This window comes from Kocuria sp. LHG3120, from assembly GCF_049897445.1.
Taxonomy (GTDB): Bacteria; Actinomycetota; Actinomycetes; order Actinomycetales; family Micrococcaceae; genus Kocuria; species Kocuria rosea.
The window spans coordinates 35,612-48,859 of the sequence record NZ_JAFCWG010000004.1 but is presented as its reverse complement, the minus strand read 5'-3'; the positions used below and the strand labels follow the sequence as shown (position 1 = coordinate 48,859).

The 13,248-nt window shown below is 73.6% G+C and carries 11 protein-coding genes; 9 read left to right on the top strand and 2 right to left on the bottom strand.

Features of this window, described 5'->3' with window-relative positions:
- Nucleotides 1-30 precede the first annotated feature (30 nt).
- From ACP7CD_RS09170 to ACP7CD_RS09155, 4 genes are all read left to right on the top strand, one after another.
- A complete protein-coding gene (locus ACP7CD_RS09170; RefSeq protein WP_109221423.1) occupies nt 31-1,290 on the top strand; it encodes a M24 family metallopeptidase in 1,260 nt (419 codons plus the stop codon).
- Between the two features lie 116 nt (nt 1,291-1,406).
- The gene (locus ACP7CD_RS09165; protein WP_109221422.1) at nt 1,407-2,183 is read left to right on the top strand and encodes a creatininase; all 777 of its coding nucleotides are present in this window, start codon (nt 1,407-1,409) and stop codon (nt 2,181-2,183) included.
- A gap of 7 nt (nt 2,184-2,190) precedes the next feature.
- Entirely contained in the window at nt 2,191-3,936 is a 1,746-nt protein-coding gene (locus ACP7CD_RS09160; protein WP_419968741.1) for a BCCT family transporter, read from the top strand.
- Nucleotides 3,937-4,104: 168 nt separating this feature from the next.
- Nucleotides 4,105-4,935: an IclR family transcriptional regulator gene (locus tag ACP7CD_RS09155; RefSeq protein ID WP_081994055.1), complete on the top strand. Its 831-nt coding sequence runs from the start codon at nt 4,105-4,107 to the stop codon at nt 4,933-4,935.
- Between the two features lie 12 nt (nt 4,936-4,947).
- Here ACP7CD_RS09155 and ACP7CD_RS09150 read toward each other — a convergent pair whose 3' ends face one another.
- Together ACP7CD_RS09150 and ACP7CD_RS09145 are read right to left on the bottom strand one after the other, a co-directional pair.
- Nucleotides 4,948-6,120: an acyl-CoA dehydrogenase family protein gene (locus ACP7CD_RS09150; RefSeq protein WP_426120047.1), complete on the bottom strand. Its 1,173-nt coding sequence runs from the start codon at nt 6,118-6,120 to the stop codon at nt 4,948-4,950.
- On the bottom strand, nt 6,117-6,791 hold the full coding sequence (locus tag ACP7CD_RS09145; protein WP_251355590.1) for a TetR/AcrR family transcriptional regulator: 675 nt from the start codon (nt 6,789-6,791) through the stop codon (nt 6,117-6,119). The genes ACP7CD_RS09150 and ACP7CD_RS09145 overlap by 4 nt, the downstream gene beginning before the upstream one ends.
- 124 nt (nt 6,792-6,915) lie before the next feature.
- On the opposite strand from ACP7CD_RS09145, the gene ACP7CD_RS09140 reads away from it, so the two are divergent.
- The 5 genes from ACP7CD_RS09140 to ACP7CD_RS09120 are packed head-to-tail and all read left to right on the top strand — an operon-like array spanning nt 6,916 to nt 13,210.
- Nucleotides 6,916-8,523, top strand: coding sequence for a carboxyl transferase domain-containing protein (locus ACP7CD_RS09140; protein WP_426120046.1), 1,608 nt, complete (start codon nt 6,916-6,918; stop codon nt 8,521-8,523).
- Entirely contained in the window at nt 8,520-10,673 is a 2,154-nt protein-coding gene (locus ACP7CD_RS09135) for a biotin carboxylase N-terminal domain-containing protein (protein ID WP_426120045.1), read from the top strand. Before ACP7CD_RS09140 ends, ACP7CD_RS09135 begins: the two co-directional genes overlap by 4 nt.
- On the top strand, nt 10,670-11,830 hold the full coding sequence (locus ACP7CD_RS09130; RefSeq protein WP_035923460.1) for an acyl-CoA dehydrogenase family protein: 1,161 nt from the start codon (nt 10,670-10,672) through the stop codon (nt 11,828-11,830). Before ACP7CD_RS09135 ends, ACP7CD_RS09130 begins: the two co-directional genes overlap by 4 nt.
- 10 nt (nt 11,831-11,840) lie before the next feature.
- Nucleotides 11,841-12,329: a MaoC family dehydratase gene (locus ACP7CD_RS09125; RefSeq protein ID WP_426120044.1), complete on the top strand. Its 489-nt coding sequence runs from the start codon at nt 11,841-11,843 to the stop codon at nt 12,327-12,329.
- Nucleotides 12,330-12,388: 59 nt separating this feature from the next.
- Nucleotides 12,389-13,210, top strand: a complete 822-nt coding sequence (locus tag ACP7CD_RS09120) for an HpcH/HpaI aldolase/citrate lyase family protein (protein ID WP_426120043.1) — start codon at nt 12,389-12,391, stop codon at nt 13,208-13,210.
- Nucleotides 13,211-13,248 lie beyond the last annotated feature (38 nt).

Genomic DNA, 13,248 nt, shown 5'->3' with positions numbered 1-13,248 from the left:
GCCACCAGGAGCACCCACGAAAGGACGACCATGACCACCTCGCCCATCACCGCCCCCGCTGCCTCCGTCGCCGAGCTCGAGCGTCTGAAGACCCTGCACAACGGGCAGAAGGAGCAGCTGACCTTCTCCGACGCCGAGTTCGAGCGCCGTCTCACCGGCCTGCGGGCGATCATGGCGGAGCAGCAGCTCGACGCCGTCATCCTCACCAGCTACCACGGCATCAAGTACTACTCGGACTTCCTCTACACCACGTTCGGGCGCAACTACGCCCTGGTCGTCACCGCCGACGACTCCGTGACGGTCACCGCCAACATCGACGCCGGCATGCCGTGGCGCACCAGCTACGGCGACAACATCGTCTACACCGACTGGCGGCGCGACAACTTCTACTACGGCCTCCAGGAGGCCCTGCGCCGGCGCGGTGTGCAGGCCCGGCGGATCGGCGTCGAGGACGACGCCCTGCCGCTGCTGACCCGCCGGCGCATCCAGGCCGCGTTCGAGGGCGCGGAGCTCACCGACGTCTCCCAGGACGCCATGCGCCAGCGCATGATCAAGTCCGCCGAGGAGATCGAGGTCATCAAGCACGGCGCCCGCATCGGCGACCTCGGCGGCGAGGCCATCCGCGCGGCGATCCGCGAGGGCATCACCGAGTACGAGGTCGCACTGGCCGGCACCGAGGCGATGGTCCACGAGATCGCCCGCACCTTCCCGCACCGGGAGGTCCGCGACACGTGGGTGTGGTTCCAGTCCGGGATCAACACCGACGGCGCCCACAACTGGGCCACCACCCGGAAGCTGCAGCGCGGAGACATCCTGTCCCTGAACTGCTTCCCGATGACGTCGGGCTACTACACCGCCCTGGAGCGCACCCTGTTCCTCGGCGAGCCGGACGCCCGCTCGCGCGAGCTGTGGGAGATCAACGTCCAGGTGCACGAGCGCGGCCTCGAGCTGATCAAGCCGGGCGCGGTGTGCAAGGACATCGCCGCGGAGCTCAACGAGATCTTCATCTCCCACGGCCTGCTCGCCAACCGCACCTTCGGCTACGGCCACTCCTTCGGCGTGCTCAGCCACTACTACGGCCGCGAGGCCGGCCTGGAGCTGCGCGAGGACATCGACACCGTGCTGGAGCCGGGCATGGTCGTGTCCATGGAGCCGATGATCACGGTCCCGGAAGGCGAGCCGGGCGCCGGGGGCTACCGCGAGCACGACATCCTCGTCGTCGGCGAGGACGGCGCGGAGAACATCACCAAGTTCCCGTACGGCCCCGAGCACAACATCATCTCCGCCTAGGCACGGAACGACGACGGCGGCGGCGCCCCGGTGCGCCGCCGCCGTCCTCCCCGGCAGCTCCTCTGCCGCAGCCGCACCCCGCGGCACCGCCACATCCACTGCACGGAAGGACCACGGTGGTCACCACCCGTTCGCTCGAAGACCTCGACGCCCACAGCTACCAGGAGTACGTGGCCACCGGTCAGGGGCTGGTGCTCATCCCCACCGGGGCCACGGAGCAGCACGGGCCGCACATGCCGCTGGGCGTGGACGCCATGCTCTCCCGCGCCGTCTCCCTGGCTGCGGCGGAGGACCTCGACGCCCTCGTGGCGCCGGCCTTCTGCTACGGCTACAAGTCCCAGCCCCGCTCCGGGGGCGGCAACCACCGCGCCGGCACCACCAGTCTCTCGGCCCAGGCCCTCATCACGCAGACGAAGGACGTGGTCCTGGAGTTCTTCCGCCACGGCGTCCGCCGGATCGCGGTGGTCAACGGCCACTTCGAGAACTACCAGTTCCTCTACGAAGGACTCGACCTCGCGGTGCGCGAGGCCCGGGCCGGCGGCCTCGACGACAGCCGGGCCCTGCTGCTCTCGTACTGGGACTTCGTCGACGAGCAGACCCTGGCGGCCGTCTTCCCCGACGGCTTCCTCGGCTGGGACATCGAGCACGGAGGCGTCCTCGAGACCTCGCTGATGCTCCACCTGCACCCCGAGAAGGTCGACATGTCCCGGGCCCCCGACCATCCCCCCGCTGACCTGGCCCCCTACGACGTTTTCCCCGAGGACCCCGCTCGCACCCCGAGCTCCGGGTGCCTCTCCTCTCCAGCAGGCGCGACCGCCCAGCGCGGCGAACTGCTGCTCTCCACCGTCCGCACCGGCATCGTCCGGGCGGTCACCAGCGAGTTCGGGAAGTGAGAAACACATGAAGAAGTCACACGCCTCCGCGGCGGCCGCCACCGAGGCCGTGACCGTGCCGCGGTTCCGGGGGCGGCACCTGCCCGCCCTGGACCGGCTCGTCATCACGGTCCTCCCGCCCCTGCTCATCATCGCTGTGCTGGTGGTGGTGACCATGGACCCGGGCGGCGCCGCCGAGGCCATCTCCACGGCGCGCACCTTCGTGACCGGGAACTTCACGTGGCTGTTCATCCTGTACTCGCTCGTGGCGGTCGCCGTGTGCGTGTGGCTGGTCGTCAGCCGCGTCGGCTCGATCCGCCTCGGCGGCCCGGACGCCCGCCCGGAGCACGGCAAGTTCGCCTGGTACTCGATGCTCTTCGCCTGCGGACAGGGCATCGGCCTCATCTTCTGGTCGGTCGCCGAGCCCATCCTGCTCCGGGACGAGAACCCCGTCGTGCCCGCGGGACAGGACGGCGCGGCCGAGGGCGCCATGGTGTGGTCCTACTTCCACTGGGGCCTGACGGCCTGGGCCATGTACTGCGTGGTGGCCGTCTGCCTCGCCTACTCCCACCACAACCTCGGCAAGACCCTCACCTTCCGCGAGGCCACGGTCGACATCCTGCCGAAGTGGTCGCAGCGCGGGGCCGGCGTGGTCGTGGAGCTGCTGGCCATCATCGCCACCGTCCTGGGCCTGGCCACGTCCTTCGGCTTCGCCGCCATGCAGTTCAGCTCGGGACTCGCGTCCTTCACGGGGCTCTCGCCGAGCTCGGGCGTCTGGCTGCTGGTCATCCTGGGCCTGGGCGGGCTCACCGCCGTCTCCGCGTTCTTCGGCATCAACAAGGGCATGAAGCGGATCAGCGAGCTCAACTCGGTGCTGAGCATCGTGCTGCTCGTGGCCGTGTTCGTCTTCGGCCCCACGATCTTCCTCATCTCCAACATCACGCAGACCTTCGGCTCCTTCTTCACCAACTTCCTCCCGATGAGCTTCTGGACCGACGCGGGGACCGCGGGTCAGGACATCGCCACCTGGCAGGACAGCTGGAACGGCTGGTGGACCGTGTTCATCTGGTGCTGGGTCATCGCCTTCAGCCCGTTCGTCGCCGGCTTCATCGCCCGCATCTCCCGGGGGCGCACCATCCGTGAGTTCGTCATCGGTGTAACGGTGGTCCCCTCCCTGATCGTGATGGCGTGGATCGGCGTGATCGGCTCGGCGGCGCTGCACTACGACGACCGCAGCGACCGCGGCATCTCCGCGGCGGTCGCGGCGGACACGTCCAGCGGACTGTTCGTCATGCTGGAGTCCGTGCCCGTCGTCGGCTCGCTGCTGCTCGTGGTCGCCACCGTGCTCGTCGCCACCTACTACGTCACCTCCCTGGACTCCGGCGCCCACGCCCTGGCCGAGTTCGTCTCCGCGCCGCGGAGGGCCGGGCCCCTCTTCCGCGTGGTGCTCGTGGCCAGCATCGCCGCCGTGGCGGTCACGCTGCTCACGCTCGGCGGCACCGCGGTGGTGGACACGGTGCAGACCGGCACCATCATCGGGGCCTTCCCGTTCTCCTTCGTCATCCTGTTGATGATCGCGAACCTGGTCCGGCGGCTGCTCACCCGCACCCCGGAGACCGAGCGCCTGGAGCGCGAGGTCAACGACCCCTCGCCGGACGCGCCCGGCGGCGGGGACGCCACGGTGGTGGAGCGGGCGGTCCCGCAGCCCCCGGCCCGGCCGGCCGCGGTGCCCGCCGGACGGGAGCCGGTCCCGGACGCGCTCGCGCGGCCGTGATCCCCGCCCGCGGGACGGTGGCCCTGACCGCGGTCGCGGCGTGCCCACCGTCCCGCGGTGCGAGCGCCGGCGCACGGCCTTCGGGCGGCGGGGCCGCGACACACGGCCCCGCCGCCGGGACGGCCGTGCACGGCGGACCCGCCCCCGTGCAGGAGAATGGAGAGTCCTATGACTGAATCACCGGCCAGCGCCTCCTCGAGCGAAGCCCGCGCGGCGTCCGTCGTCTCCCACGCCCTGCGGGTGCTGCGGTGCTTCTCCGCGGCCGAGCCCACGCTCGGGGTGACCGAGATCGCGGCGCGCGTGGGCCTGCACAAGAGCACCGTCTCCCGGCTCCTGACCACCCTGGAGCGGGAGGACGTGGTGGAGCGGGACCCGCAGACGCGGCGCTACCGCCTGGGGCTCGGCCTGATCTCCGTGGCCGGCCCGCTGCTCGCGGAACTGGACGAGCGGCGGGTGGCGTACCCCGTGCTGCTCGAGCTGACCGAGCAGACCCAGGAGACCAGCGCGCTGCTGGTCTGGAACGGCGACCAGGCCGTGTGCGTGGAGCAGATCCCCAGCCCGCGGCAGATCAAGCACACCACCCCGCTGGGCACCCGGTACGACACGGCCCTGAGCGCCTCGGTGCAGATCTTCCTCGCCGAGCAGCCGCCGGAGCGGGTCCGGGCGCTGCTGCTGTCCGGGATCGTCGAGCTGCCCGATCCCACCGAGGCGGGCATCGAGCTCTACCTGGAGTCCCTGCGGCAGGTCGCCGAGGACGGGGTGGCCCTCAACTACGGCAAGACCTCCGTGGAGGAGGTCGGGGTCGCCGCCGCCGTCCGCGACCACCGGGACCAGCTGGTGGCGGCCGTCATGGTCGCCGCGCCCCGCTACCGGGTCACGCCGGAACAGGCCGAGCTGCTCGCGGCCGCCACCGTGGCGGCGGCCCGGGAGGTGTCCCAGCGGCTCGGCGCGGCACCGGCGGCCCGCCGGGCCGGGCGGGCGTCCCTGGAGGTGCGCTGACCGGGGCGCTCCTCACGCCTCGTCGGCCACGGCCCGCCCGATGGTCTCCCGCAGGATCTCGCTGGTGCCCCCGAAGATCGTCAGCAGCCGGGACGCGAGATAGGCCTGCGCCACCGGGTAGTCGAGGATGTACCCGTAGCCGCCGTGCAGCTGGAGGCACCGGTCGGTGACGGAGCGCGCCCGCTCGCCGGCCCAGTACTTGGCCTTGGACGCCCCCACCACGTCGAGGGCCCCCGCGTTGAACGCGTGCACCGCCCGCTGCACGTAGGCCTCGACGACCTCCACCTCGACCGTCAGCTCCGCGAGCTCGAACCGGGTGTGCTGGAAGTCCAGCACCCGGGAGCCGAAGGCCGTGCGCTCGCCGGTGTACCGGAGGGTGTCCGCCAGGGTCGAGCGGGCGACGGCGCTCGCGGCCACGGCGACCGCCAGCCGCCCCTGCGGCAGCACCTGCTGGATCTGCCGCAGCCCGCCGCCCTCGGCGCCGACGAGGTTCGCCGCCGGGACCCGGACGTCCTCGAAGAACAGCTCGGCGGTGTCCGAGGCCCTGACCCCCATCTTGTCGAGCTGTTTGCCCGTCCCGTAGCCGGGGGAGTCCGCCTTGTGCACCAGGAACAGGCTGAGGGCGTCCTCCCCGGCGCGCCCGGTCTCCCCGTCCGTGCGCGCCAGGACGAGGGCGGCGTCCCCGCTGATCCCGTTGCCGATGAACGTCTTCTGACCGGTGAGCACCCACTCCTCGCCGTCGCGCACGGCCCGGGTGCGCACCCCGCGCAGGTCGGAGCCCGCGCCCGGCTCGGTCCAGGCCACGGAGGTGACGAGCTCCCCCGTGAGCATGCGCGGCAGCCACCGCCGCTTCTGCTCGTCGGTGCCGTGGGCGAGCAGGTGGGGCAGCACCCAGTCGTCGTGCAGGTGCAGGGCCAGGGCCACGCCGAGGGCGCCCTGCCGGACCAGCTCCTCGTCGAGCACGGCGCGGAACCGGTAGTCCGTCAGGCCCATGCCGCCGAACTCCTCGGGCACGGCGAGGCCGAGCAGGCCGGCCCCGCCGGCGGCCGTCCACAGGCTGCGGGGCATCATGTGCTGGGCGTCCCACGCGGCGTAGTGCGGGGCCACCTCGCGGGTCGTGAACTCGCGGGCCACCTCGCGGAACTCCTCGTGCTCCTCCTCGTAGAACGCCGGGGTCTCGGTCACGGGGTGCCTCCTGTGCTGGTGGGGGTCGGGGCGAACGCGGTGCGCAGCGCGGCCCAGGTCATCTCCTCGAGGGCGGCCCGGGCCGCGTCGAGCCGCCCCGCGTCCTGCGGGGCGCGCAGCCGGTGGGCCGTCCGCAGGGAGTGGGGGGTCGAGTTGATGAGCCCGAAGGCGGCCTGGGCGCGCAGGGTGAGCTCCGCGACGTCGCGCGCCGGGGCCAGCTCCTGCAGGGCGTCCACCCACAGCGTCACGTAGCCGCGCTGCAGGACGCGGACCGCGCGGCGGTCCTCCTCGGTCAGGTTCGGCAGCTCCCGGTCCTGCACCACGATCACGGCGGGACGGTGCAGCGCGAACTCCACCTGGAAGGAGATCAGCGCCCGCAGCCGCCGGGCCGGATCGGGGGAGCGGGCCACCACCTCGCGGCCCCGGTCGAGCAGGTCGTGGCTGACCTCGAGCAGGATCGCGCCCAGGACCGCCTGCTTGCTCGGGAAGTGCCGGTAGACCGCGGGCCCGCTGACCCCCGCGGCGGCGCCGATGTCGTCGATCGAGACGCCGGCGAAGCCGCGCTCGGCGAAGAGCGTGGCGGAGGCGGCCAGGAGGTCCTGGCGCCGCCGGGCCTTGGCCTGCCCGCGCACGGTGGTGGACGGGCCGGGGCCGCGCTGGGTCTGGGTCACGGGTCCTGCTCTCGGGGTCGGATTCCTGGACATTCTAGTGAGCCACCACTAACCTGAACCCCAAGTTAGTCGTGATTAACCGAAATGGCATCCCCGGACGGCCGGCCCGGAGCGGAGGGAACCCATGCGCGTGCTGAGCACCCAGGTCGATCCGGGCGGCGCGGAGTTCGCCGCCAACGCGGCCGCCCAGCAGGGGCTCGCCGAGGAGCTGACCCGGCGCCTGGAGCGGGCGGCGCAGGGCGGGCCCGAGGCCTCCCGGCGGCGGCACGTGGCGCGCGGCAAGCTGCTGCCGCGCGAGCGGGTGGATCACCTGCTGGACGAGGGCAGCCCGCTCCTGGAGCTCGGCGCCCTGGCCGCGGAGGGGATGTACGACGACGAGTGCCCGGGGGCCGGCCTGATCGTCGGGATCGGCCTGGTCCACGGCCGGCAGGTGATGGTCGTGTGCAACGACGCCACGGTCAAGGGCGGCACCTACTACCCCGTGACGGTCAAGAAGCACCTGCGCGCCCAGGAGATCGCCCTGGAGAACCGGCTGCCCTGCGTCTACCTCGTCGACTCGGGCGGGGCGTACCTGCCGCTGCAGGACGAGGTCTTCCCGGACCGGGAGCACTTCGGGCGGATCTTCTTCAACCAGGCCCACCTCTCGGCGGCGGGCATCGCGCAGATCGCGGCCGTGCTCGGCTCCTGCACCGCTGGCGGGGCCTACGTCCCGGCGATGAGCGACGAGACCGTCATCGTGCGCGGGCAGGGCACGATCTTCCTGGGCGGCCCGCCGCTGGTGAAGGCCGCCACCGGCGAGGAGGTCACCGCCGAGGAGCTCGGCGGCGGAGAGCTGCACGCCCGGACGTCCGGGGTGGTCGACCACCTCGCCGAGAACGACGCCCACGCCCTGCAGATCGTCCGGGACATCGTGGCGACCCTGCCGCCGCCGGGCCCGCGGGCCTGGCCGGTGAGGGAGCCCGCGCCCCCGGCCGTGGCCGAGGACGAGCTCCCCGGGGCGGTGCCGGTCGACCCCAACTCCGGCTACGACGTGCACGAGGTCATCGCCCGGCTCGTGGACGGCAGCCGCTTCGCCGAGTTCAAGGCCGAGTACGGCACCACGCTGGTCACCGGCTTCGCCCACGTCCACGGCCACCCGGTGGGCATCGTGGCCAACAACGGGGTGCTCTTCGCGGAGTCGGCGCTGAAGGGCGCCCACTTCGTCGAGCTGTGCGACCAGCGCGGGATCCCCCTGCTGTTCCTGCAGAACATCACCGGCTTCATGGTGGGCCGCGACTACGAGGCCGGCGGCATCGCCAAGCACGGCGCCAAGATGGTCACGGCCGTGGCCACCACCCGGGTGCCCAAGCTCACCGTGGTGATCGGCGGCTCCTTCGGGGCCGGCAACTACTCCATGTGCGGGCGGGCCTACTCCCCGCGCTTCCTGTTCCTCTGGCCCCAGGCGCGGATCTCGGTGATGGGCGGGGCCCAGGCCGCCTCGGTGCTGGCCACCGTGAAGGCCGACCAGCTGGCCGCCCGCGGGCAGGAGTGGGACCCGGCCGAGCGCGAGGCGTTCATGGCGCCCGTCCGGGCCCGGTACGAGGCCCAGGGCAGCCCCTGGTACTCCACCGCCCGGCTCTGGGACGACGGCGTGATCGCCCCCACCGACACCCGGGAGGTGCTCGGGCTGGCCCTCGAGGTCTGCTCCCGGACCCCGCTGCCCGAGCCGGCCTTCGGCCTCTTCAGGATGTGATCCCCGTGACCGCCGGCACGCCGCCGCGCCGCTTCGACGTCGTCCTCGTGGCCAACCGCGGGGAGATCGCCCGCCGGGTCCTGCGCACGCTCCGGGCGCTGGGGATCCGCTCGGTCGCGGTCTACAGCGAGGCCGACCGGGACGCGGTGCACGTGCGGGAGGCCGACACAGCCGTGTGCGTGGGCCCGGCGGCCCCGGCCGAGAGCTATCTGCGCATCGACGCCGTGATCGGGGCGGCGCGGGCCACCGGCGCGCAGGCGATCCACCCCGGCTACGGGTTCCTGTCCGAGAACGCCGCCTTCGCCCGGGCGTGCGCGGACGCGGGGATCGTGTTCATCGGCCCCGGCGTGGAGGCCCTCGAGACGATGGGCGACAAGATCCGCGCCAAGCGGCACGTGTCCGCCGCCGGGGTGCCCACGGTCCCCGGGGTCTCCGAGCCCGGTCTCGACGACGACGCCCTGGCGGCCGCGGCCGCCGGGATGACGTACCCGATCCTGATCAAGCCCTCTGCCGGGGGCGGCGGCAAGGGCATGCACGTGGTGGCGGCCCCGGGCGAGCTGCCGGAGGCCCTGGCCACGGCCCGCCGGGTGGCCGCGGCGGCCTTCGGCGACGACACCCTGCTCCTCGAGCAGCTCGTCGAGTCCCCCCGGCACATCGAGGTGCAGGTCCTCGCCGACGCCCACGGGGCCGTGGTCCACCTCGGGGAGCGGGAGTGCTCCCTGCAGCGGCGGCACCAGAAGGTCATCGAGGAGGCGCCCTCGCCGCTGCTGGACCCCGCCACCCGGGAGCGGATCGGGCAGGCCGCCTGCCGGGTGGCCCGCTCCGTGGGCTACACCGGTGCGGGCACCGTGGAGTTCCTGGTGCCCGCCGCGCAGCCCGGCACCTTCTACTTCATGGAGATGAACACCCGCCTGCAGGTGGAGCACCCCGTCACCGAGCTGGTCACCGGCACGGACCTCGTGGCGCAGCAGATCCGCGTCGCCGCGGGGGAACCGCTGGACCTGGTGCAGGAGGACGTGGTGCTCACCGGCCACGCGGTCGAGGCCCGGCTCTACGCCGAGGACCCCGCCCGCGGCTTCCTGCCCACCGCCGGCACCGTGCTGGCCCTGGAGGAGGCCTCCGGCCCGGGGATCCGCGTGGACTCCGCGCTGGCACCGGGGCTGACCGTGGTCTCGGACTACGACCCGCTGCTCGCCAAGGTCGTCGCCTGGGGCGCCGACCGGGCCCAGGCCCTCGACCGGCTCGACCTGGCCCTGGCGGACACCGTGGTGCTCGGGGTGGGCACCAACACCGAGTACCTGCGCGCCCTGCTGGCCGATCCCGGGGTGCGCGCCGGGGTCATGGACACGACCCTCATCGAGCGGTGCCTGCCGGAGCTGGAGTTCACGGCACCCGACGAGAGCCACTTCGCCGCCGCGGCCGCCCACCTCGCCCGGCACCGGCCCGCCGACCCGCGCCCCGCCGGGGACACGGGCCCCTGGTCCCGCCCGGACGGCTGGCGGGCCGCCGGCCGCGTCCGGCCCACGGTGGTGCTGGCCCACGGGCTCGAGGAGCCCCGGCGGACCGCCGTGGACCCCGCCGTGCGCCTGAGCCCGCTGCCGGGCCGCCCGGCCGCGCACCTGCTCGAGATCGGCGGGGCGTCGCGGGTGGTCCACGTGGCCGCGGGCGCGGACAGCATCTGGGTGGGGGAGGGCGGCTGCGCCTACGAGCTCCGGGTCCTGACCCGCGAGGCCCGGCTCGAGCGGTCGCTGGCCGCCCTCGAGCGCACGGCCGGGCCCGCCGCCCCGGAGCTGCACTCGCCCATGCCCGGCACCGTGGTCACCGTCCCGGCGGCCACCGGGGACCGGGTCGCCGAGGGGCAGACCGTGGTGGTGGTCGAGGCCATGAAGATGGAGCACCGCCTGACCGCCCCCACCGCCGGCACCGTCGAGCTCTCCGTGCGGGCCGGCGACCGCGTGGCGCTGCACCAGCTGCTCGCCCGCGTGGTCCCCGACGTCGTCCCCGAGGGCGTGCCCGCACCGGTCCCCGGGGACGCCCGCGACGACGTGCCGGACGGCGCTCCCGCCGGGACTCCCGGCGGCGCCCCGGAGGACCCCGGCACCCGCCCGCAGACCGACCCCCGTCCGACCGACCAGGAGCGCACCCCATGAACTTCGAGCTCGACGAGGAGTACCAGGACCTCTCCGACACCGTCCGCGACTTCGCCGACGAGGTGATCGCCCCGGTCTCCGCGCGGTACGACGCCGCGCACGAGTTCCCCTACGACATCGTGGCGCAGATGGGGGAGATGGGCCTGTTCGGCCTGCCCTTCCCCGAGGAGTACGGGGGGATGGGCGGGGACTACTTCGCCCTGTGCCTGGCGCTGGAGCAGATCGCCCGCGTCGACCAGTCCGTGGCCATCACCCTCGAGGCCGGGGTGTCGCTGGGCGCCATGCCCATCCACCGCTTCGGCACCGAGGAGCAGAAGCAGCGGTGGCTCCCGGACCTCGCCGCGGGCCGGGCGCTCGCCGGGTTCGGGCTCACCGAGCCGGAGGCCGGCTCGGACGCCGGCGGGACCCGCACCACCGCGAAGCGGGAGGACGGGCAGTGGGTGATCGACGGCGCCAAGGAGTTCATCACCAACTCCGGCACGGCGATCACCCGCCTGGTGAACGTCACCGCGGTCACCGGCACCACGGAGCTGCCGGACGGTCGGGTGCGCAAGGAGATCTCCACGATCATCGTCCCCACGGACACCCCCGGCTTCCGCGCCGAGCAGGCCTACGACAAGGTCGGCTGGAACGCCTCGGACACCCACCCGCTGTCCCTCCAGGACGTCCGCGTCCCCGAGGAGAACCTGCTGGGGGAGGAGGGCCGCGGCTACGCCAACTTCCTGTCCATCCTCGACGAGGGCCGAATCGCCATCGCGGCCCTGGCCACGGGCGCGGCCCAGGGCTGCGTCGAGGAGTCCGTGCGCTACGCGCGGGAGCGGCAGTCCTTCGGACGGCCCATCGGGGACAACCAGGCCGTCTCCTTCAAGATCGCCCGGATGCAGGCCCGCGCCCACACCGCCCGGCTGGCCTACTACGACGCCGCGTCCCGGATGCTCGCCGGGCGGCCGTTCAAGACGCAGGCCGCGATCGCCAAGCTCGTGGCCGGGGAGGCCGCGATGGACAACGCCCGGGACGCCACCCAGGTCTTCGGCGGCTACGGGTTCATCAACGAGTTCCGGGTGGCCCGCCACTACCGGGACGCCAAGATCCTCGAGGTCGGCGAGGGCACCACCGAGGTGCAGCTCATGCTCATCGCCCGCGAGCTCGGACTCTGAGGGGGCCGCCGTGACCGAGGAGCGCCGGGTGGTCCGCCAGCGCGGGCTGTGGTTCGAGGAGTTCGAGGTCGGCACCGTCTACGAGCACGCCCCGGGCCGGACCGTGACCGAGACGGACAACGTGCTGTTCACGACCCTCACCATGAACACCCAGTCCCTGCACCTGGACGCCGCGTGGTCCGGGCGCCAGCCCTTCGGCCGGCGGCTCGTGAACTCCATGTTCACCCTCTCGACCATCGTGGGGGCGTCCGTGGCCCAGCTGACCCAGGGCACCATCGTGGCGAACCTGGGCTTCGAGGAGGTCGCCTTCCCTCACCCGCTCTTCCACGGGGACACCCTGTACTCGTCCTCCGAGGTCCTCGGCGCCCGCCCCTCGGCCTCCCGGCCCGGGCAGGGCATCGTCCGTGTGAAGCACGTGGGCCGCAACCAGGAGCGCGTCGTGGTGGCCGAGTGCACCCGCTCGGTGCTCGTGTGGTCCCGCGACGCCGCCCCGCAGTGACAGCGCACCGTGACGCCCCACCGCGACACCCCGCCGCGACCCCCGGCCAAGGAGCCCCGATGACCGACCCGTTCACCCTCGGACCCGCCCTGCTCTTCTGCCCGGCCGACCGCCCCGAGCGCTACGCCAAGGCGGCCGAGCGCGCCGACGCCGTGATCCTGGACCTCGAGGACGCCGTGGCGCCCTCCGCCAAGCCCGCCGCCCGGGACGCCCTCGTGGCCACGCCCCTGGACCCCGCCCGCACGATCGTGCGGATCAACGCCGAGGACACCGAGGACTTCGCCCACGACCTCGTCGCCCTGCGGCACACCGGGTACACCACCGTGATGCTGCCCAAGACCGCCTCCGCGGAGCGGCTCGCCGTCGCCGCCGAGCTGGGCCTGCACCGCGTCGTCGCGCTGTGCGAGACCGCGGAGGGCGTGGTCAACGCGGCCGAGATCGCCCGGTCCCCCAACGTGGTCGCGCTGATGTGGGGCGCCGAGGACCTTGTGGCCTCGCTCGGCGGCAGCTCGTCCCGGCGCCGGGACGGCACCTACCGGGACGTGGCCCGCCACGCCCGCTCCGCCGTCCTGCTCGCGGCCGGCGCCGCCGGCCGGCCCGCGATCGACGCGGTGCACGTCGACCTCGCCGACCACGACGGGCTGCGCGAGGAGGCCCTCGACGCGGTGGCCTCCGGCTTCGCGGCCACCGCCTGCCTCCACCCCGGGCAGGTCGGGACCGTCCGCGCCGCCTACCGGCCCGGCCCCGAGGAGGTCGCCGCGGCCCGCGAGCTGCTCGCCGCCGCCCGCCGCACCCCCGGCGTCTTCGCGTTCCGCGGGCGGATGGTCGACGCACCCCTGATCCGCCACGCCGAGCGCCTCGTGCGCCGCGCGGACGCCTGAGACCCCGTCCGTCCGCGCGGACCGCCCGTCACCACCCC

What these genes read in the sequence shown, in the direction of transcription:
- ACP7CD_RS09170 (WP_109221423.1), top strand. Translation starts at nt 31, where the DNA reads ATGACCACCTCGCCCATCACCGCCCCCGCTGCCTCCGTCGCCGAGCTC.
- ACP7CD_RS09160 (WP_419968741.1), top strand. Translation starts at nt 2,191, where the DNA reads ATGAAGAAGTCACACGCCTCCGCGGCGGCCGCCACCGAGGCCGTGACC.
- ACP7CD_RS09155 (WP_081994055.1), top strand. Translation starts at nt 4,105, where the DNA reads ATGACTGAATCACCGGCCAGCGCCTCCTCGAGCGAAGCCCGCGCGGCG.
- ACP7CD_RS09140 (WP_426120046.1), top strand. Translation starts at nt 6,916, where the DNA reads ATGCGCGTGCTGAGCACCCAGGTCGATCCGGGCGGCGCGGAGTTCGCC.
- ACP7CD_RS09130 (WP_035923460.1), top strand. Translation starts at nt 10,670, where the DNA reads ATGAACTTCGAGCTCGACGAGGAGTACCAGGACCTCTCCGACACCGTC.
- ACP7CD_RS09120 (WP_426120043.1), top strand. Translation starts at nt 12,389, where the DNA reads ATGACCGACCCGTTCACCCTCGGACCCGCCCTGCTCTTCTGCCCGGCC.